Origin of the sequence: Helicobacter sp. TUL (assembly GCF_002287135.1) — a bacterium.
In the GTDB taxonomy this organism is placed as follows: Bacteria; Campylobacterota; Campylobacteria; order Campylobacterales; family Helicobacteraceae; genus Helicobacter_F.
Window position 1 is genome coordinate 23,230 of sequence record NZ_NESU01000013.1, and the last position, 22,125, is coordinate 45,354.

General features: G+C 36.4%; 15 protein-coding genes. 10 read left to right on the forward strand and 5 right to left on the reverse strand.

Features of this window, described 5'->3' with window-relative positions; translation table 11 throughout:
• The first annotated feature begins 194 nt into the window (after positions 1-194).
• The 8 genes from B9T66_RS06660 (at position 195) to B9T66_RS06695 (ending at position 10,628) form a co-directional block, all read left to right on the forward strand.
• Entirely contained in the window at positions 195-785 is a 591-nt protein-coding gene (locus B9T66_RS06660; protein WP_095628202.1) for a restriction endonuclease subunit S, read from the forward strand.
• The gene (locus tag B9T66_RS06665) at positions 782-2,272 is read left to right on the forward strand and encodes a type I restriction-modification system subunit M (protein WP_180763361.1); all 1,491 of its coding nucleotides are present in this window, start codon (positions 782-784) and stop codon (positions 2,270-2,272) included. Before B9T66_RS06660 ends, B9T66_RS06665 begins: the two co-directional genes overlap by 4 nt.
• A 112-nt stretch (positions 2,273-2,384) precedes the next feature.
• Entirely contained in the window at positions 2,385-3,290 is a 906-nt protein-coding gene (locus B9T66_RS06670; protein ID WP_095628204.1) for an Abi family protein, read from the forward strand.
• Positions 3,287-4,294, forward strand: coding sequence for a virulence RhuM family protein (locus tag B9T66_RS06675; RefSeq protein ID WP_095628205.1), 1,008 nt, complete (start codon positions 3,287-3,289; stop codon positions 4,292-4,294). The genes B9T66_RS06670 and B9T66_RS06675 overlap by 4 nt, the downstream gene beginning before the upstream one ends.
• Positions 4,295-4,329: 35 nt before the next feature.
• Complete coding sequence (locus B9T66_RS06680) at positions 4,330-5,619, forward strand: restriction endonuclease subunit S (protein ID WP_180763362.1); 1,290 nt, start codon at positions 4,330-4,332, stop codon at positions 5,617-5,619.
• Positions 5,616-6,950 (forward strand): haloacid dehalogenase-like hydrolase, encoded by a 1,335-nt coding sequence (locus B9T66_RS06685; RefSeq protein WP_219350222.1) that lies wholly within the window; start codon positions 5,616-5,618, stop codon positions 6,948-6,950. The genes B9T66_RS06680 and B9T66_RS06685 overlap by 4 nt, the downstream gene beginning before the upstream one ends.
• Positions 6,951-6,964: 14 nt before the next feature.
• The gene (locus tag B9T66_RS06690) at positions 6,965-10,000 is read left to right on the forward strand and encodes a type I restriction endonuclease subunit R (RefSeq protein ID WP_095628207.1); all 3,036 of its coding nucleotides are present in this window, start codon (positions 6,965-6,967) and stop codon (positions 9,998-10,000) included.
• On the forward strand, positions 9,978-10,628 hold the full coding sequence (locus B9T66_RS06695; RefSeq protein WP_095628208.1) for a M48 family metallopeptidase: 651 nt from the start codon (positions 9,978-9,980) through the stop codon (positions 10,626-10,628). Before B9T66_RS06690 ends, B9T66_RS06695 begins: the two co-directional genes overlap by 23 nt.
• A gap of 114 nt (positions 10,629-10,742) precedes the next feature.
• Here B9T66_RS06695 and B9T66_RS06700 read toward each other — a convergent pair whose 3' ends face one another.
• Together B9T66_RS06700 and B9T66_RS06705 are read right to left on the reverse strand one after the other, a co-directional pair.
• Entirely contained in the window at positions 10,743-11,933 is a 1,191-nt protein-coding gene (locus tag B9T66_RS06700) for a hypothetical protein (protein ID WP_095628209.1), read from the reverse strand.
• A gap of 126 nt (positions 11,934-12,059) precedes the next feature.
• Positions 12,060-13,220, reverse strand: a complete 1,161-nt coding sequence (locus tag B9T66_RS06705; RefSeq protein WP_095628210.1) for a patatin-like phospholipase family protein — start codon at positions 13,218-13,220, stop codon at positions 12,060-12,062.
• Between the two features lie 199 nt (positions 13,221-13,419).
• Between B9T66_RS06705 and B9T66_RS06710 the strand changes: the two genes are divergently transcribed.
• Entirely contained in the window at positions 13,420-14,535 is a 1,116-nt protein-coding gene (locus B9T66_RS06710) for an efflux RND transporter periplasmic adaptor subunit (protein ID WP_257874642.1), read from the forward strand.
• A 9-nt stretch (positions 14,536-14,544) separates the two neighbouring features.
• Complete coding sequence (locus tag B9T66_RS06715) at positions 14,545-17,670, forward strand: efflux RND transporter permease subunit (RefSeq protein ID WP_095628212.1); 3,126 nt, start codon at positions 14,545-14,547, stop codon at positions 17,668-17,670.
• Here B9T66_RS06715 and B9T66_RS06720 read toward each other — a convergent pair.
• From B9T66_RS06720 to B9T66_RS06730, 3 genes are read right to left on the reverse strand one after another with little or no spacing between them, the layout of a single operon-like run.
• Positions 17,667-17,963, reverse strand: coding sequence for a DUF3240 family protein (locus tag B9T66_RS06720; RefSeq protein ID WP_095628213.1), 297 nt, complete (start codon positions 17,961-17,963; stop codon positions 17,667-17,669). The genes B9T66_RS06715 and B9T66_RS06720 overlap by 4 nt on opposite strands.
• Positions 17,964-17,983: 20 nt before the next feature.
• Positions 17,984-21,040, reverse strand: a complete 3,057-nt coding sequence (locus B9T66_RS06725; RefSeq protein ID WP_095628214.1) for an efflux RND transporter permease subunit — start codon at positions 21,038-21,040, stop codon at positions 17,984-17,986.
• The gene (locus tag B9T66_RS06730; protein WP_095628215.1) at positions 21,030-22,118 is read right to left on the reverse strand and encodes an efflux RND transporter periplasmic adaptor subunit; all 1,089 of its coding nucleotides are present in this window, start codon (positions 22,116-22,118) and stop codon (positions 21,030-21,032) included. The genes B9T66_RS06725 and B9T66_RS06730 overlap by 11 nt, the downstream gene beginning before the upstream one ends.
• Positions 22,119-22,125: the final 7 nt, after the last annotated feature.

The following is a 22,125-nucleotide window of genomic DNA, read 5'->3' on the forward strand; positions in this document are numbered from 1 at the left end:
AATAGCAATACTTCAAGATTATAGCCTAGAAAGGGAATATATAAACCCTTCTTCTCTATTATGCTATATCATAGTTATTACGGCATTTCAAAACTTATTTATCAATTTTAATTATGTCCAATATAAAAAAAACAATTTTTTATGATAATTGTGGTATAATTTTTCCTTAAAAATATGAAACACAATGAGGAGAAATGGGAAAACTTAAAAATTTAGCATCCTTTCATTCTGGCTTACAACTAAGTCGAGTGCAACATCAAGAAGATAATGAAGGCTTCTCTTATAAGGTTATTAGAATCTCTGATTTTGGTAATTTTGGCACACTTAAGTTGGAAAATATAGAGCAAATTACTTTTTCCAAACCTATTCCCAAAAGCAATCTGACACAAGAAGGTGATGTGCTTGTCAGACTAAAAGCTCCATTGAGTGCAGTATATATTACAAAAGACTATGCTGGTTGCGTCTTTTCTTCGGTTATGGCTGTTATTCAGACAAATCCAAGCAAACTCTCATCTCAGTATCTTGCCTATTATCTCAATTCTTCAATGCCCCAAGGATATTTTCAAGAGCGTAGCACTAATGGAACAATGATGTCATTTCTAAGACTTACAGATTTAAAAGAACTAGAAATTTATCTGCCAAGCGTAGAACAACAAAAAAAGATTGTCCAATTCATTCGAGAATCTAATAAAAAAATTGCACTTTTGCAGGAAAAAATTAGTGCTGAAATCTCATTAAAAAATGAAAGATTCAAACAGCTAATCACAAAGGAACTCAAATCATGAAAACAACAAAAGATCAAATAAATGCTGTAGTATGGAAAGCTTGCGATAGTTTTAGAGGGAGTATGGATAGCTCAAAATACAAAGACTATATCCTTAGCCTTCTTTTTGTCAAGTATCTCTCTGATTCTCACAAGGAAACCTTGCAAAAACTAAAAAAAGAATACAAAGACAATCCAGAGATGTTACAAAGAAGACTTTCAAGAGAAAAATTCAAGCTTGATGAAAAAAGCACATTTGATTATCTCTATGCAAACAAAGAAAAAGAAAATATCGGAGAAATTATCAATGCAGTCCTTGAAAAAATTGAAGAGGATAATCAAGAAAAGCTAGAAGGCATTTTTAGAAATATTGATTTTAATGATAAAAACCTTTTAGGAAACAATAAAGAGCGCCACAAGATTCTAAAAAATCTACTTGAAAATTTTTCAAATAACAAACTTGACCTCTCTCCAAGCAAACTAGAAGATCAAGATGTCATGGGTGATGCGTATGAATACCTCATTTCAGAATTTGCAGGCGATGCAGGAAAAAAAGGAGGGGAGTTTTTTACGCCTAGTGGGGTTTCTACTCTCCTAGCAAAACTCCTACAAGCACAAGAATCAAATACTATCTATGACCCTACTTGTGGCTCTGGCTCTTTGCTTATCAAAGCAAGTAAAGAAGTAGGTAATACAAACTTTGCAATCTATGGACAAGAAAAAAATTCCCAAACCCACTCACTTTGTCGTATGAATATGTTTTTGCATGGAATCGATGATGCAGATATCAAGTGGGGAGATACTATCATCAACCCCCAACACCTAGACAACGACCACATCAAAACTTTTGATATTGTGGTTGCCAATCCTCCCTTTTCCCTCAAGGAATGGGGTGAGGAGCATGCAAAAGATGATGAATACAAACGCTTTTCCTCCTACCCCATGCCTCCAAAAACAAAAGGGGATTATGCCTTTGTTATTCATATGATTTCATCTCTTGCCCCTCATGGCAAAATGGGCATTATACTTCCTCATGGAGTGCTATTTCGCGCAGCAAGTGAAGAAGCAATAAGAAAAAAAATCATCGAGGAAAATTTACTTGATGCAGTCATCGGACTCCCTGAGAACCTCTTTTATGGGACATCTATCCCTGCGTGTATTTTGATTTTTAAAAAAGACAGAGAAAACAAAGATATACTTTTTATTGATGCAAGCAAAGAGTTTCAAAAAGGCAAACGCCAAAACACGCTCACACAAGAAAATATACAAAAGATTCTCACAACCTATCATAATCGTCAAGAGATAGAAAAATACTCTCACATCGCCACAATACAAGAAATAAAAGAAAATGAATATAATCTAAACATTCCAAGATATGTAGATACATTTCAAAAAGAGGAAGAAGTGGATATCCCCTCAACGCTTGAAAAAATCGCTCATCTTGATAAAGAGATTGCCAAAACTCAAGAAAAAATGGATAATTATCTCAAGGAATTAGGATTACAATAATGAAAAAAAATTTCCATAGATTCGGTATTTTTAAATTTTTTATAATATTTTTGAGATACAATACCGCCAACAGACCTCTCGGGTGCTCGACACTGACTGGGAGGTGCTCTCTATGAATTACAAAAACTTCAAAACTCATAACGAACTCATAGAAATTCTAAAACAAAGACATCTTATCATCAAAGATGAATCTAGCGTTATTGATTTTTTAAAAAAAGTGCATTACTATCGCTTGAGTGCTTATTTTATCCCATTTCAATATCCAAAAGATTCAGATAAAAAAGATATCTTTAAAGACAATGTAGCTTTTGAAGATATCACAAATCTTTATTATTTTGATTGTGAGTTAAAAAAACTAATTTTTTCTTATTTACAACAGCTTGAGCTTACCCTAAGAGCCCAAATCTCTCATATTCATTCACAAAAATACAACCCCTTTGGATACATACAAAACCAAAACTCTCTAAAAAGAGAACTAAGAAATAAAAATATTTTTCTTTTTTATGAGTTTATCACGAAAGCTCAAAAAGAAAAACAGCGTGCAAGCGAGGATTTTATCAAACATATCAAAGATAAATATAAAATTGATGACCTTCCGCTTTGGGCTTTGGTAGAAATCCTCTCCTTTGGCTCGCTATCAAAGTTTTTTAAATTGATGCAATTAGATGAGCAACTCAAACTTTTAGAATTTTTCAAAATGCAAAATATAAGAGTTGGGATTTTTGAAAACTGGCTTGAATCTTTATCTTATGTGAGGAATATTTGCGCTCATCATGCAAGACTATGGAATAAAAATCTAGTTAAAAAATTTAGGCTTGATTCAAACTATGATTTTTTACATCAATCTGTGCCAACAAATAAAATCTTTTTTGCCCTAAGTGTCCTAGCAGAAATCCTAAAAGAATATTCTATCAAGTTAGAATTTCAAGCCCTACTTGCCAAATATCCCTCTATCTCTAAAGAATCGATGGGTATCCCTCAAAATTGGGAGAATCTAGCCCCTTGGAGCAATCTATGAAAAGCAATCAGATTCAAAGCATTCTCTATCATATCAAGCAAACTGACTTAGAAATCAATGTGATTGTCAAAGATGAGAGTATTTGGGCGACACAAAAGGCAATCGCAGAGCTTTTTGGCGTCAATGTCCCAGCAATCAACAAACATTTAAACAATATCTACAAAGAGCATGAACTTGATGAAATGGCAACTATTTCCAAAATGGAAATAGTTCAAGTGGAAGGAAGTAGAGAAGTAGCAAGGATTCACACACTCTACAACCTCGATGCCATTATCTCTGTAGGTTATCGTGTCAATTCCAAAGAAGCGACAAGATTCAGAATCTGGGCGACAAATATTCTCAAAGAATACACAATCAAGGGTTATACACTTAATCGTGAGCAATTAGAGCAAGGAAACAAGATCTTTGGAAAAGACTACTTTAAAGATCTCTTAGAAACTATTCGCTCTATTCGAGCAAGTGAGAGAAGAATCTATCAGCAAATCACAGATATTTTTGCAGAGTGCTCCCTTGATTATGATCCACACTCTCCTATCACAAGAGAGTTTTTTGCTTTTATCCAAAATCGCTTTCATTATGCTATCACAGGAAAAACAGCTCCTGAAATCATCTATGCCAAAGCCGATGCCTCACTTCCAAATATGGGACTAACCACTTGGAAAAACTCGCCAGAAGGTAGAATTCTCAAAAGTGATACAGAAATAGCAAAAAACTATCTTTCAGAAGAAGAAATCAAAAAACTTGAGAGATTAATCGGTGGATATTTTGATTATATTGAGGACTTGGTAGAGCGAGAAAATACTTTCACTATGGAAGAGTTTAAGGCAAGCGTGGATAAGTTTCTAAACTTTAGAGATTATAAAATCCTCCATGACAATGGAAAAATCTCACGAGCCCAAGCCATAGAAAAAGCTTCAAGTGAGTATGAAATATTTAATAAAACTCAAAAAATCAAATCAGACTTTGACAAAGTCCTTAAAGCCTTACAAAAGGAGAGCAAATGATCTCCAAAGGCTACAAACACACAAAACTTGGAATCTTGCCTATTGATTGGGAAGTGGTGAGATTGGGGGAGGTGTGTAATTTTTTAAAAACTTATAGTAAATCACGTAGTGATTTGTCAGAATCCCAAAATTGTATTGATGGCGTTGCTTATATTCATTATGGAGATATTCACACAAAATTTAAACATTTTCTTGATATGGATAAAGATATTTTACCCTCAATCGATTCTAAAAAATTAGCAGAAGATTTAGAGGATATTGTCTTTGTTGAAAACGGTGATCTTGTCATTGCAGATGCTTCAGAGGATTATGAAGATATTGGGAAAAGCGTTGAGGTTAAGAATCTATCCAATCCAACAGTATCAGGATTGCATACCATTTTGTGCAGAGATAAATCTAATTATTTTGCCAATGGATACAAGGGATATATGTTTTCTTTATATAAAGTTCATAAGCAAATCAAAAGGTTGGCTTGTGGAATTTCTGTTTTGGGAATCTCTCGAAGCAATTTATCAAAAATTCAAATCCCTCTCCCACCCCTTGCAGAGCAAGAAAAGATTGCAGAGATTCTAAGCACTTGGGATACTCAAATCCAAAATTTTGAATCCCTCATCACAGAGAAGCAAAATCTCAAAAAAGGACTTTGCCAAACCCTCCTTACAGCAAAAACACGCCTTAAGGGCTTTAGCGAGGATTGGGAAGCAGTGAGATTGGGGGAGGTGTGTGAGATTTGTAATGGTTTTGCCTTTCAATCCAAGAATTTTAAAAAAAATGGATTCCCCATAGTTCGGATATCTAATATAAAAAGCAATAATACGATTTCACTCGAAGATATGGTTTATTTTTCATTTGATGATTACAAGAATAGGGATTTGAATAAATTTGCAATTTATCAAAATGATATTTTGGTTGCATTATCTGGAGCAACAACAGGAAAGATAGGCAAATTGAAAGAAAATGTTGTTCTGTATCTAAATCAGCGAGTTGGAAAATTTCAACCTTCAGAAAGATTAAATAATGATTTTCTCTATCAATGTTTATTGCTTCAGTCAAATTTTCTTTTTCTATTGTCTGGTGGAGGGGCTCAACCAAATTTAAGTACAGCAACTATCAAGGATAAAGTATTGATTTCGCTTCCACCCCTTGCAGAGCAGGAAAAAATCGCAGAGATTCTAAGTGAAGCAGACAATGAAATCACACTCTTAGAGCAAAAACTAGAATCTCTTAAATACCAAAAAAAAGGGTTAATGCAAAATTTACTAAATGGAAAGGTTAGGGTAAAATATAATAAAAAGAATATTTCAATAATAAAGGATAGAAAATGAGTGAAAGTAAATCTATGATAAAAATGGCAATAGCTTACGATTTTGATGGAACTTTGGCAATGGGAAATATTCAAGAAAATTCTTTTTTACCTGAACTTGGTATCGATAAAAATGATTTTTGGCAACAAGTAAAAAAAGAGGCTCAAGATCAGAATATGAGTGAGATTCTCGCTTATATGCGTCTTATTATTCGTAAAGCCGATGATGCAAATACAAAAATCACCTATGATGTCCTTAAAAATCATGGAAAAAGCGTCGAGTTCTTTAAAGGCGTAGAAGAATATTTTGACAGAATCAAAGACTATGCTAAATCCAAAGGCGTAGATCTGGAACATTATATCATCTCTTCAGGAACAAAAGAGATGATTGAAGGAACAAAGATAGCAGACAAATTTGAAACGATTTTTGCATCATCTTTTATCTTTGATCCCTATGGAAAACCAACTTGGCCAGCTGTAGCGATTGATTATACCTCAAAGACACAATATCTCTACAGAATTAGCAAAGGGATTTTAAACACTTGGGATTCACAAGTCAATAAGCCCGTAGCTGAAGAAAAAAGAAAAATCAGATTTGAAAACATGATTTATATTGGCGATGGAGAAACTGATATTCCTGCAATGACACTTCTTAAGTCAAAAAAAGGAATCTCTATCGTTGTTTATGATGTTCAAAATGCTGATAAAGTTACACAATCTAAAGAAATGCTAGAACATGGTAAGGTAAATTATGCTGTTCCTTCAGATTATACAGAAGGAAGTCCTCTTGATGATATAATCAAAATGACTATTGACAAGATAATAATTGAAGCAAAATACGGAAAATACCAAAGCACTTATCAAACACAAAAAGAAAAACTGCAAGATAATCAAGATAATTCTAATGTTACAGAAGAGTATAAAGAACAAAGAAAAGATAAATTTGATAATGAAGAACAATATTTACGCACTTTAGGTATCACAAAATTCTCCACAGAAAGAGATGCTACATCATGCATCTATCTTGAACAAGATAGATGGAATGATAGAGGGTATGAGACAACCTTTAGAATGTATAAAAAGACAAATGAGGCAGGTATGGATATGATAGGAAAAATAAAAATTTGTTTTATTGAACAAAAAAAAGGAGAACATACAATTAATTTCTTAGAAAAAAACTTTAAAACATTAAAAAACACAAAATTTATTTCATATTTTCAAATTACCAAAATTGACATTACAGAGGATGAAGAAACAGCCTTGCGTTTTCTACTAAATGATATTAGAGAAAATGATGAATATGATGATCAAGATATTGTTAAATACTCTCTAAAAAGAGGAATACCCTTTTAAATGGAAGGAATAAAATGACCTACTCAACCACTGAATATGCAACTATCCAAAAACCTAGCATTGAGTTTTTAGAAAAACTAGGCTATGAATACATCTCACAAGAAAAAGCCCTAGAGCTTAGAGGTGGCAATCTCTCAAATGTCCTTTTAAAAGACATTTTGGCAAAAAAGCTAAAAGAGTTAAATACGCGTAACTTTGTCATAGACAAAGCTATCAAAGAGCTTGATGTATCGCTTGATAAAGGACTAAAAGAAGCCAATCGTGAAATCACTAATTTGCTCACCTATGGCACAGCCACACAAGCAGAGAGCCAAAAAGGCAAAAAATCTCAAAACCTTAGATATATCGATTTTGACAATCCTAGCAACAATCACTTTTGTGTGACTGAAGAATTTAGCGTAAAAAGAAAGATACCAGATGCAGAGGGAGATACGCGTCGCCCTGATTTGGTGCTTTTTATCAATGGAATCCCTTTTTGCGTGATTGAGCTTAAAAGTTCAAAAACAAATATACAAGAAGGTATCTCTCAACTTATTCGCAATCAAAATGAAAAAAATGAAATCCCTAATCTCTTTAAATTCATACAAATTTGTATCGCAGGGAATAACCAAGAAGCCAAATACGGCACGATTTTTACCTCAAGTGAATTTTATAGCCTATGGGAAGAAGAAAACAAAGAAAATAATCCATTCACGCCACAAGCCTATGGTGTAAATATCCCAGATGCATTAGATAAGCTCTTTGCTTCTTTGTTACATAAAGATAGGATTTTAAAGCTTATACAATCTTTTATTATTTTTGATAATGGGAAAAAAAAGGTTGCAAGATATCAGCAATTTTTTGCCATACAAGAAACATTAAAAAGAATCAAAAATAAAAACGGAGATGAAAGAGGGGGATTAATATGGCATACTCAAGGCAGTGGTAAATCTCTAACGATGTCTATCCTAGCCTCCCTAATAAAAAAGACAATCCCCTCAAGTCGTATCATAGTCGTAACAGATAGAGAACAACTAGATGATCAAATACATAAGACTTTTTTAAAAACAGGTATAGAATCTAAAAGAGCCAAAAGTGGTAAGCATCTGATAGAATTGCTGCAAAATGGGGAGACGGTCATCACCACACTTGTGCAAAAGTTTAAAGCTCCAGATGAAAAAAATATCTCTATTGATACAAAAGATATTTTTTTACTTGTAGATGAGTCTCATCGCACCCAAAATGGACTTTTGCACAATGCCATGAAAGAATCTATCCCAAATGGTTGTTATATCGGATTTACAGGCACACCCCTTACCTCTGATGAAAAAAACTCTGCCAAGAAATTTGGGGGCTTTATCCACAAATACACTATCGAACAGGCATTAAGAGATAAATCGATTTTGCCACTTTATTATGAAGGGAGATTCTCCGAGCAATTCATCAATGACAAAGAAAGTCTTGATAAAAAATTTGAGGCTATAACCAAGGGATTAACCGAAGAAGAAAAAATGCACCTAAAAAACAAGACAGCAAGAGCAACACTCTCATCATACCAAAGACTAGAATGGATAGCCCTAGATATACAAGAGCATTTTGAAAATCATTTTAAAGGGACAGGGTTTGTAGCGATGTTTGCCACAAGCTCAAAAGGTGATGCCATAGCGTATTACAAAATTTTTAAGTCTCAAAAAAGACTTAGGGTTGCCTTTGTGATTTCCTCCCCTGATACAAGAGCAGGAAATACAGCAGTAAATGAAGAAAATGAGGATGATGTAATCAAAGAATGGAGACAAATTTTAAAGGATTATGGAAGTGAAGGGACTATTACTGAGAAATTTGAAGATGGTGAGATTGATTTGCTTATTGTTGTAGATAAACTCCTTACAGGATTTGATGTTCCAAGAGTAGCGTGTCTTTATTTAGATAAAAGCCTAAAGGATCATGGCTTGCTTCAGGCAATTGCTAGAGTGAATCGCCTATATTCCGGAAAAGAAAGAGGCTATATTATTGATTATCGAGGGATTAGCGAAAAAATAGATACCGCAATAAAAATCTACAAAAAACTTGCAAACTTTGATAAAGAAGATTTGCATAATGTTGTATTTTGTATCAAAGATGCCATAAAAGAGTTAAGAGAAAATTTTTCGAATCTTCAAAAGTTTTTTGCAGAAATCAAAAAACTAGAAGGACAGGGTAAGTTTCAAGAAATCTATGAGCAATTTTTGGAAGAAAGAGAAAAAAGAGAAAGATTCTATGAACTTTTAAGTCTTTTTGCGCGCTCCTTAAATGCTTTGATAATTTTTCCCAGATTCAAAGAGAGCATTAGTGAGGATGAAGTCACTAAATATAAAAATGCTCTAAAATTTTATATTGATTTAAAATATAGTATCCAAATTCGTTATCATGAAAAAATAGACTTTAAGCAATACGAATCTCAAATCAACAAAATGATACATCAATTCATCGGTGCAAAAGAACCTCAAAGTATTGGGAAAATGCTAAGTATATTTGATGAAAATTTTATCAATGAAGTGATAAAACAACCAAATGACAGAGCTAGGGCAGATAAAATCACTGGAGCTATGACTCAATATATCAAAGAAAACCGACAAAGCAACCCCTATTTTTATGATGAAATATCTACTAAGATTCAAAAAATAATTGATGATTACAAAGAGGGGCGATTAAGTGAAAAAGAAAAGTTTGATGAGCTAAAATCTATCTATTCAGACATTTTAGAAAATAAAACAATTCAAAACAAACAATACCCCAAAGAATTACAAAAACCTACATTAAAAGCTTTTTATGATAGCTTGAAGGGGATTTTAAAAGATTTAAAAGAAGAAGATATTGTTTTTCTTGCTCTTGAGATTGATAAAATTTTTATACAAAAGAGCAAAAAACCTGAATGGAAGAGCAACTATGATGTTAGAAACGAAATGCTCAATGAAATAGAAGATGTGCTACTTGCTTCTGATAAACATATCACTACCGAAGAACTAGATGAATTAGGCAAGCAATTTTTTGAAATTGGGATTTTTCACTATGGAAGCAAAAATTCTTTATAAAACTATCAAGAATCCTATACTCAAGGTAACGCCAAAGCTAGAAGTAATTCTAAGTATGCCCCTTAATGCATCGCAACAAGAAATCGAGCATATTCTAGAAAAAAGAAAAAGATGGATTAATCAAAAATTAGAATTTTTTAAATCTAAACAAATGCCACCAAGATTATTAATTAGTGGGGAAGATTTTTTCTATCTAGGAAAACGCTACAGGCTAAAAATTATTAAAGATACACAAACACAAATAATCCTAAACAACAAATACTTGCAAATCTATCTTAAGGACACTAAAAACTACAAGAAAAAAGAAACAATGATTAAAAAATGGTATCAAGAAAGGGCTAAAGATATATTTTCTGAAATTTTGACACGCTATAGCAAAATGCTTGAAATAGACTTCAACACCTTTTCTATCAAAACAATGAAAACAAGATGGGGGAGTTGCAAAATTAGTTCAAGACACATCACTCTTAATCTTGAATTAATCAAGAAGCCCAAAAAAAGTATAGAATATGTTATTCTACATGAACTTGCCCATATAAAATACCCATACCACAATCAAGATTTTTACAATTATCTTAACATACATATCCCTGACTGGGAAAATGCTAGAACAAAACTAAATGAGTGAAAGAAAAGACATTCTAAATATTGTTTGCTTCCCTTTACATTTGCTACATATTTATAATCCAAAACACAAAGAGTAATACTAGGCGTGGGAGCCTAGTATTTTTATAGGGTTAGATTAAAAATCCCATTTGATACGCATAGCACCGATGACACTGCTTTGTTTATTCTCTTTTCCAAGACTTACCCTTGAATCTGCGTCACCTGCAACAGAATAATACGCTACAAGTGGTGCTAGTGTTAAATTCTGGCTAACTTTATATGGTAGATTGATAAATGCTGCAAAAGAATTGATACCACCATCTCTCTCACCAGTTGTTTGTTTGTATTGATTGCTACCACCTGTTGTGAGTTGATAACCTCCACCGATAGCCATACCAAATTGCTTGCTAAAATCATACCCAAACTCTAAATGTGCTCCTATACGTGTAGCATTATATCCTATGTTACTATTTATATTCCCATTTATATTCCCATGTGTATAAGCACCTGTACTAATAGTCGTGCTTTGTTCACCATACAAATCACCATTTTTTCCTGCATTTGCCATAAAGGAAATATAGGCATTGCCAAATTTTGGTCTAATACCAAACCACGCGTGATACGCATGCAAATCTGGTCCGCTATAACTAGATGCCGAATAATATGGACCATATCCACTAACTCTCACATAACTAGCACCTACTTTAAAAAAGAGATTGCCATCCGCGTCTTTGGCTGTATAGCTTGCGGCAATCCTTGGCATTTGTGCATTAGCACGATATGCTCCATCTTCTTGTGTTACCCCAGTATTCACACCTGTGCCCATCTTGTCCTCAAGCAGTGCAATATTAAGACCCCCAATTTTATAGGCCACTTGTATACGTCTCAAAGCTAAAGCCACACCACCAAAACCTATAGATCCAGTATCTGCATTAAGCCAATTTGACGAAAAACCTTCATCTGTAGTAGGTGAATTTTGCTTACCAAACAAAAATTCTCCGCTAGAAGTCTTATATGCACCATAATAAAGACGCCAACCTGGTGAATTATCTGTCTCTTGCCAACCATATTCTACCTGCGCCCTAAAGTCTCCTGTTGAAAAATTGATACCAAATCGACTATTGTTTTGTAAGCCCATAAGATATCCAGTAGGAGCATTAGGTCTGCCTGTTCCTTCTGGAGCAGAAAGATTGTGTCCTACGCCTATATAACCTCTCATTGATGCATACACATCGAGCTTTGTATTATCATTATTATAAAGCTCAAAACCAAAACTAGGAAGTGCTAACAATGCACTAACCATACTGCCTGCTACAACTTTTTTCATAAAAGCCTCCTCCTAAAATGTTGTTCGTTCATTAAGAACTTTTTACATTATGATTTACGTTTACTTTGCATTTGCTTTACATAGAAGTATTTTTTTAGCATTATGTGTAATTTTTGGACATTTCGGCTAAGAGGCAACGCGAAGAAATATCGCTGCTAACAACGCCTCATCATCTAAATGCTCCATATCATACATATGTGTCATACCTCCTAAACCTCGCGCGAGAAGATATGTTTGTGTCTTTTTGACAAGCTCTGGCACAATTTCTGTGAGATGATAGATTTTTGTGCTTTTATACGCGTGTAGGTGCATTTGAGATTCTATAAGAGAAAGTATGGTGGGAATATCCTCATCTATTGTCAAAAGGTCTATAATCCGCTGATATAAAGGGGTTTGGGTTACCAATCTATCAAGCATTTGTGGTGTATGAGTGCTAAGCTCATAGCGCAGAATCTCTGCAAGCGCAAAAGCAAATCCTTGTGTATATGTAGTCATATCATCAAGGAAAAAATTAAAATCTCTCCCTATCAAACGTCCAAAACTTTTTAATGTATCTACATACCCAAGCTCAAATTGTTCGCGTATCGCAGTAGCGTCAAAATCTAGCATACCTCCCAAACGCTCTTTTGGCTGGATACATCGCACAAAGGGGTGATTTGTGTAGGCGTGAGGTTTGGGGTTTAGTGCAATAGCGATGACTTCTTGCGCACCAAGTCTAAATGCAAGTGAAATAGGAAGATTATCATAATATCCGCCATCAATATACCCCTCACCATCAATCTCATAAATAGGAAACGCTGGAAAACACGAGCAAGACGCCATAATCCAATCTTGTAGCTGTGCCTTTGGTATAGAATCTTTTTGTTTTTGCACTGGTTGCATAGAGGGAAATCGCACACTCACAAGCCCATAATCCACCGATGAAGCAAAGAATCTATCCGCATCAATAAAATGTCCCAAAAGATTCAATAATGGTGTAGTATCCATACCTTTGTTGCTTGTATAGGTTTTGAGAAATCCTAGAAGTTTGTCGCTATGCTCCATATAATAATTAAGATCTGTGCGGAGGTTTAAACCATTTAACACAACTTTATCAATATCTATGCTCTGCCATAATTCAAACGCACGATCATAGTCTCCCTGCACCATTAGCGCACCATTACACGCTCCAATACTCGTGCCTGTAACAATATCATATTCTATGCCAAGCTCTCTTAGTGCTTTCCAAGCACCGATTTGATAAGCTCCCTTGGATCCGCCACCACCCAATACAATAGCACGCTTCATATATAAAATTCTCCTATGCCTTTGCTATACATTCTCACTCATTCCTTAAGATTCTAGCACAAGCAATACAAAGATTTTCTTATAGTAATATTTACTTACAATAATATTTTTATGCTATAATCCGCCGTTTTTATAACAGAATCTAACACCAAACCCCTCAAAAATTAATTGCAAAATGATGAGACTATGGAGGATGTCAATGAAGTATTACAGATATATAGGTTTTTTTGGACTTTTGTTGTTGATGATAGGTTGTGGCTCACAAGAACAGCAACAAAAAAAGATTGCTCTCCCTGTCAATACCCAAACAATCACAAGCCAAGATCTTGATTTGAATTTTGAATATCCTGCACGACTAAAAAGTGTGCAAAGCGTGGATATTTATGCGCGTATTGAGGGAATCTTGCTCACACAGAACTTTACTGAAGGCGATATTGTCCAAGCTGGACAAACACTCTTTACTATAGAATCTACACGCTATAAAGCTAGAGTCAATATGGCAAAAGCTCAATACAACACTGCATTGGCAAACCTCACAAAAGCAAGCAAAGATTGGACGCGAACAGAAAGGCTGTATAAGCAAGGTGCTCTCACAGTCGATCAGTATGATAATGCTATGTATAACTACCAATCCGCACAAGCCAATGTCGAGAGTGCAAAGGCTTCCCTTGATGATGCGCTTGTAGATTTGAAATACACCACAATTACCGCAGATATCACCGGTAGAATTGGTATGAGACGCTATGATGTTGGGAATCTTGTGGGAAGAAATGGCGGTGGAGGCGATACATATCTCACCACGCTTACACAACTTAGCCCTATTTATGCAGAATTTTCTATCCCTAGCACGGATTTTTATTATATGCGTGGCTTAGATAAAGATAATGTGATTGTAGAATTTATCTTGGGCAATGATACAATCTATGATAAACGCGGTAAGCTTGACTTTCTTGATAGTGTGTTAGATTCTCAAACAGCCTCTATAAAAGCAAGAGCAATTGTCAATAATGACTCATATGTTTTGCTACCTAATGAAATTGTGCGTGTGAATCTCAAAGGATTTAAAGCACAAAAAAGCATAGCTATTCCACAAAAAGCACTTTTGCAAGATTCACAAGGAAGCTATGTTTATATAGCCAAAAATAATCAAGCGCAAATCGCACGCCTCACACTTGGTAAAATGCTCAAAAATGGACAAGTTATTGTCCTAAGTGGTTTGCAAGATGGCGATATGCTCATTACCAACAATCTTACAAAATTACGACAAGGTAGCGAGATTAGCCCCCAACAAAACGCACCACAAAGCGCCAACTAGGAGGCTTTAATGTTTTCTAAGTTTTTTATTAATCGCCCTGTATTTGCTATAGTAACTTCTATCATTATTACACTTGTGGGAGTTTTAGCGATTTTTAGCCTTCCTGCGGAAGAATATCCACAAGTAACACCTGTGGAAGTGGTGGTTTCTGCCAACTATACTGGTGCTAGCGCGGAGGTTATTTCAAACACTGTCGCAAGTGTGCTAGAAAATAGCATTAATGGTGTAGAAGGTATGCTCTATATGAAGTCTTCATCTTCATCAAGCGGTAGGCTTTCTATCACTGTGTATTTTTCTAATGATACAAATCCTGATATGGCAACAGTCAATGTCAATAACAGGGTGCAAGCGGTTTTAAGCCAACTTCCTCAAGAAGTCCAACGCTTAGGAGTAACGGTTAGAAAGCGTAGCTCTACAATACTCACTGTGTATGCGCTTTTCTCTGATAATCCTGCGCACGATGATTTGTTTATCTCTAACTATGCAAGTATTAATATCATTGATGAATTAAAGAGGGTGCCGGGCGTGGGTGATGCCTCAACCTTTAGATCCCAAAATTATTCGATGAGAATCTGGCTAGATCTTGATAAACTCTCTCAAAACAATCTCACACCTTCAGAAGTCACAAATGTGATTCAAGAACAAAATGCGCAATTTGCCGTAGGACAATTTGGACAAGAACCAATGCGCCAAGATATTGTCTTTACTTATTCTATCAATACGCAAGGTAGGTTTATAAAACCTCAAGAATTTGGGAATATTATCATACGATCTAATTCCGATGGCTCAAGTCTAAGACTAAAAGATATTGCAACTATCGAACTTGGATCAGAAAGCTATAATGTAAGAGAGAAATTTAATGGTAAAAGCGCGGTGGGCTTTGGAGTATATTTGCAACCTGGAGCAAATGCTATGGAAGTGGCAAAAAAGGTGGAGGAGAAAATGCAAGAACTCTCACAAACCTTTCCACAAGGTTTGCAATATGGTATAGCACACGATACAACAACCTTTGTGAGTATATCGATTAAAGAGGTGATTAAGACATTTATAGAAGCTATTGTGCTTGTTATTATTATTATGTATTTTTTCTTGCAAAATTTCCGCGCAACTATTATTCCAGTTATTGCAATCCCTGTGTCTATCATCGGAGCTTTTGCAGGTATGTATGCATTAGGATTCTCAATAAACCTCCTTACGCTTTTTGGACTTGTGCTTGCGATTGGTATTGTTGTAGATGATGCGATTATTGTGATAGAAAATGTCGAGCGTATCTTGCATAGCCACCCTGAAATTTCTGTAAAAGACGCCACCATTGAAGCTATGCACGAAATGCAAAGTCCTGTGATTGCCATTGTGCTTGTGCTTTCTGCGGTGTTTATCCCTGTGGCATTTATCGGTGGATTTGCCGGAGAAATCTTTAAACAATTTGCCATTACAATCGTGGTTTCTGTTGTCATTTCTGGATTTGTAGCCTTGACACTTACTCCTGCATTATGCACACTAATCCTCAAGAAAAAAGAACCTAAGCCATTTGCAATAGTCAAAAAATTCAATGTATTTTTTGATTGGCTTACCGAAAAATTTACTTTGAGTGTGAGCAATTTTATCCGCAGGGGATTGCTACTGCTTGCGTTATTTGCGGTTTTTGTAGGCTTAACTGGCGGACTTTTTTGGAAACTCTCAAGCGGACTTGTCCCACAAGAGGATAAAGGGACACTCATAGCCTTTATGTCATTGCCACCTGCAACTGCCCTAAGCTACACAGACGCTGAAGCTACAAAAATGGCAGAAATTTTGCATAATAACCACAATGTGCGTTCGTTTTTCCTTGTAGAGGGATTTGATATGCTTGCAAGTGCGCCTAGAACACATGCGGTTACTTCATTTGTGAAACTCAAAGATTGGAGTGAGAGAAAAGGTCAAGGAGAAGATTCTTTTAGTGTCGCTGGAACACTTACAGGTGCGTTTAATCAAACACTTGATGCCACAGCCTTTGTGATGAATCCACCTGCTATCAATGGTTTAGGACTTGCTGGAGGTTTTGAAATCTATTTGCAAGATAGAACTGGTGGTAGCGTCAAAGACTTAGATACATATGCCAAACTCCTTATAACAGAAGCAAACAAACGCCCCGAGATAAAGGGTGCAAGATCCTTGCTAGATACTAGCATTCCACAATATTTTGTAACACTTGATAGAGAAAAGGCAAAAGCCTTTAATGTCAATGTAAATGATGTATTTACGGTTTTGCAAAGCACATTTGGTAATTATTATGTCAATGATTTCAATCTCTATGGGCGCACATACAAAGTCTATGTGCAAGCCCAAAGCCAATTTAGAGAAGCTCCTGAAGATTTTGGTCGTGCCTTTGTGAAATCAACTGATGGAAAGCTTGTGCCTATTAGCTCCCTCGTAGAATTTGAACGCATTGTCAATACCGATATTATTGATAGATTTAACCTCTTCCCAGCAGCCAAGCTTATGGGTGATGCAAATACCGCAGATGGCTACTCAAGCGGTGATGCCCTTAGAGCAATTGAAGAAGTCGCAAAAGAAGTTTTACCAGATGGCTACACAATCGCATATTCGGGTATGTCATATCAAGAAAAAGCCACAAGTGGTGCAGGTATGATAGCCTTTGTATTGGGATTGGTATTTGTATTTTTGATACTCGCTGCACAATATGAGCGTTGGCTTATGCCATTTGCGGTGATCTCTGCCGTGCCATTTGCGGTGTTTGGTGCGGCATTAGCCATTTGGTTGCGTGGATTAAATAACGATATTTATTTCCAAATTGGACTTATTACACTTATCGCTCTTGCTGCAAAAAATGCAATTTTGATTGTAGAGTTTGCACAGCATAAACGCGAACAAGAAGGCTTAGGTATGATAGAATCTGCCGTGGAAGCTGCAAGACTTAGATTCCGTCCTATCGTGATGACATCTCTAGCATTTAGTATTGGGGTATTGCCTCTAGCTATTAGTAGCGGTGCAGGAGCAGCAAGCCGACACGCCATAGGAACAGGCGTCATCGGTGGTATGCTTGTAGCAACATTCATAGGGACATTTTTTATCCCTCTCTTTTGGACATATTTTGCAAGACTTAGTGAATTTATCAAAAGCAAATTACACTAAATCTTGTAATGTTGCATATCGCTTTTAAAAATTTTAATATCATCTGTGCCAAAAGCTTGTAAAAGCTTGTTGGCTAAAAACTTCGCACTATCCTCGCTAAGAGAAATTTTAAACATACCATAATCTTGTCTGCCACTCACTTGCTCCATTGAACTATGGAGCATAGAGCTAGACGCATATTTAGAACATCTATGATAAAAGAAATCATCAAAGCCATCATCTAAAAGCATATCCACGATAGAATCTTTGAGATTAAATCTAAAATATATCTCAAGCACTATTTCTTCATCCATAATCTCTCCTCTATCACAAACTACACGCCAAACTTACGCACGACAAATCTAAATAATGGTGGCAACATCACAAGGGTTAAGAATGATGAAGTTACCAACCCTCCAAGCACCACGACAGCGAGTGGTTTTTGGACTTCACTGCCCACACCACTTGAAAGCAACATCGGCACAAGTCCAAGCCCAGCGATACACGCAGTCATAAGCACAGGTCTTAAGCGTCTTCTAGCACCTATCACGACGCATTCATCTAGTGTCCTTCCTTGCTTAAGAAGCTGCAAGAAATAACCCACCATTACCACGCCATTAAGCACAGCGATACCAAAAAGCGCGATAAATCCAACAGATGCAGGCACAGAAATATACTCTCCAGATATAAAGAGTGAGATAAGCCCTCCTGTAACAGCAAATGGAATATTAAGCAAAATAAGGAGCGCAAGCGGGATAGATTTAAAAGTAAAGAACAAAATAAAGAAAATTGCCAAGATACTAAGCGGAATCACGGTTGAAAGTCTCTTGAGTGCGCGTTGTTGGTTTTCAAACTGCCCACCATAGACAATGCTATATCCATCTGGGAGCTGAACTTGTGCGCTAATTTTTTCTTGAGCTTCTTGCACAAATCCTCCCAAGTCTCTATCGCGCACATTGGTGCGAACAACATTGTAGCGTTGCGCACCTTCTCTTTGGACTTGCACAGGACCATCAACTTCAACAATCTCTGCAATCGAACTAATAGGAATTGGTGAGCCATTTTGCGAACTCATCTCTAAACTTTTTAGTTTTGTAATATCTGTGCTAAGCTCGTTATTTTGTCGGATAATTACAGGAATCCGCGCCGCACCTTGTGGAATATACTCCACCATAATACCCTCTAGTGAGCTTTTCATAAACTTTGCAAACTCATCACTAGGAATCCCCACATTTGCCATTATCGGAGAATATGGTGTGATATGGAGATAATTTACACCTTTATTAAAGGTGGTAAAAGTCTCTTGTGCGCCATCAATGCCCTTCAAAATATCCATAATTTGCTCACTTAATTCATTAAGTTTATCAATCTCTGTCCCAAAGATTTTTATCGCCAAATCTCCACGCACCCCTGTAAGCATTTCGGAGATTCTCATATCAATAGGCTGCAAAATCGCGAGATTCATTCCTTTTATGTCATTAGTTACTTCTCGAATCTGATCGCGAATCTCATCAAGATTTTTAGCCTGCCATTCTTCTTGAGGTTTGAGAGAGATAAAGGCATCGCTTTGGTTTGGACCTGATGGATCTAACCCCACTTCATCGGCTCCTATACGCGTTACCACACTTTTGATATCTGGCACACGTGCCAAAAGCTGCTCTTGGAGAGAAAGCATAATTTCTTTATTTTGCTCCAAAGAAATAGATGGAGGACCCTCAACATTTACCACTATATCACCCTCATTTAGTGTAGGCATAAAAGCCGTCCCTATGTAAGGAAAAATCGAGAGAGAAAATACCAAAAATGCAATAGCACCCAAAAAGACTATCTTAAAGTGATTAAGAGAGAAATTGAGCAATGGATCATATAATTTGTGCAAAAACACAATAAGTATGGTTTCTTTGTGATCTTTTACCTTTAATACATAAGAACTCACCACAGGAATAACGGTCATAGACAATATAAGGCTACCCACAAGGGCAAATACGATTGTTTGGGCAAGTGGCACAAAGAATTTGCCCTCTAACCCTTGCAAAGTCAAAAGTGGCACAAAGAAAATGATAATAATCAAAATCCCACTAAAAACTGAAACCGAAATTTCCTTACACGCGCGATATACGGTGTGTAGTTTGGGTGAATTTTTGTTTTGGCTAAGGCGCTCAAAGGTGTTTTCTACCATTACCACCGCAGAATCCACCAAAATACCTATGGCGATGGCTAAGCCACCAAGACTCATAAGATTAGCGGACAATCCATATTCTTTCATCATCACAAAAGCTACAGAGATTGATAATGGCAAGATGACGCTCACTGCCACAGCAGCGCGCACATCGCCCAAAAATAAAAAGAGTGTGATAATAATAAGTATCACAGCTTCGGCAAGAACTTTTACAACATTATTCACTGCCTTTTGGGTGAGTTGTGAGCGATCATAAAATACGCGTAACTCCACACCCTCTGGAAGATTTGGCTTTAACTCTTCCATTTTTTGTTTGATCCCATCAATTGCATCACGTGCATTTGCACCTTTGAGTGAAAGCACAAGCCCTTGTGTAGTCTCCCCTACACCATCAATCACTACAAGCCCAAGCCTTGTCATATGAGATTCTATCACTTCACAAAAGTTTCCAATTTTTACAAATCCATTTTTGGTAATAACAGGAATTTCCTCAATCTTTTCACGCGTGAGTGAAGCGGTTTGCACCTTGACTAAAAATGTCTGTCCATCTCTATCTACACGCCCAGCACCTTCATTTTTGAGATTTGCACTTAGGGCGCTTTGGAGTTGAGAGATACTAATACCAAGCCGCGCCATATTATCAAAATCAGGCACAACCGCAATAGCCCTCGCATACCCACCAAGCCGATTCACATCAGCCACACCTTTTGTGTTTCGTAGTATCGGGCGAATCGTAAAATCAAGCAATGAGCGCTTTTCTACCTCGCTTATATCACCCTCGATAGTAAACATAAACATATCGCTAAGTGGCGTAACAATAGGAGCTAGACCACCGCTTACCTCTGCTGGAAGATCTGCCATAGTCATTGTAAGCTTTTCATTCACCATATTACGCGCAAGATAAATATCCGTCCCATCATTAAAATCAATGGTAATATCTGCTAAACCATATTTTGAGAGAGAACGCAAACTCTTTTGGTTTGGCAAACCCAAAAGTTCTAACTCCAAAGGTCGCACCACCCTATTTTCCACTTCTTCTGGTGCCATACCCGGTGCTTTCAAAATTACCTTAACTTGCGTAGAAGAAATATCAGGAAACGCATCAATTGGCACGGTCAAGAAACTATATGCCCCAAAAAACAAAAGCCCACATGCGCAAATGATCACCATTAAGCGCTGTCGGAGTGAAAATTCAATAATGCTAGTTAGCATTTTCGTCACCTGATCCAAGTCCGCTTAGCATACCTTGCAGGATAATAATAGATCCTGTGGCAATCTGCATATTTGGCTTAAGCACACCCTTAGTAATCCCAAAACTATTGTCGCGCTCCTCTGTTACATTGACTTTAGTTGGCAAAAAGCCGTTTTTAGTTCTCACAAAAACAACATAATCATTATCAATCTTTAGCACCGATGATGATGGGATAAGCATACTATTTTGGGGTAAATTACCACCGATATATACCTCAACCATTTCGCCGACTTTGTATTCTTTGGCAGTGATTTTTGCTACCGCCAAAATTGTGTTTGTATCTCTATCAATGGCTACCGAGATTGTATCAATATAACCGATATTTTTTCCAGACTGATCCAAAAGTACATCGCCCTTTTCAACCGTGTGTGCAAGATGTGCAGGTATGCGAATACGCCCTAAAAAGCTATTATCTTTAAGGGAGATTCTCACATATGGCGTAAAGGCATTGATTTTTTGCCCTATTTGTCTTGGAGCTACCGAAAGCACTCCAGACGCTCTCGCTACGATAGGAAAACCATAGCGCCCCTGCTTCCCACCTTCCATAAAGGATCGGCTAACACCTAATAAGTCAAGTTTTGCAAATGTTTCGTTGTATTTAAGCTTTAGCTCATTCATTGTAAGGTAGCTTAATTGATATTCACGGCGCGAAATCACACCACTTTCATAAAGCATTTTGTCTTTTTTTTCATTTTCTGATGCAATTTTTAGCCGTTCTCGTGTGTTGGTAAAGTCAAAAAAGAGTGTGCTAAGCTCATTGGAGCTAATATCACAGATTAAATCGCCTTTTTCTACATACTCCCCTTCGCGTTTGTAGATATTAACCACCACGGTTTCAAAGCTTGAGCTCTGTGCTACAGAAGTTTTATCATCAAAATCAATCACAGCGTTAAAAGGTATGCCACGCGTGTCAAAGTCCTTAGTGCCTACATTTATGAGTTTTATGCCATTGACTTTCATTTCATTTTCATTTATTATGATCTCATCATAGCCCCATAGACAAGCACACAAACCACATATGAGAGCAATTTTTCGCATACCTTCT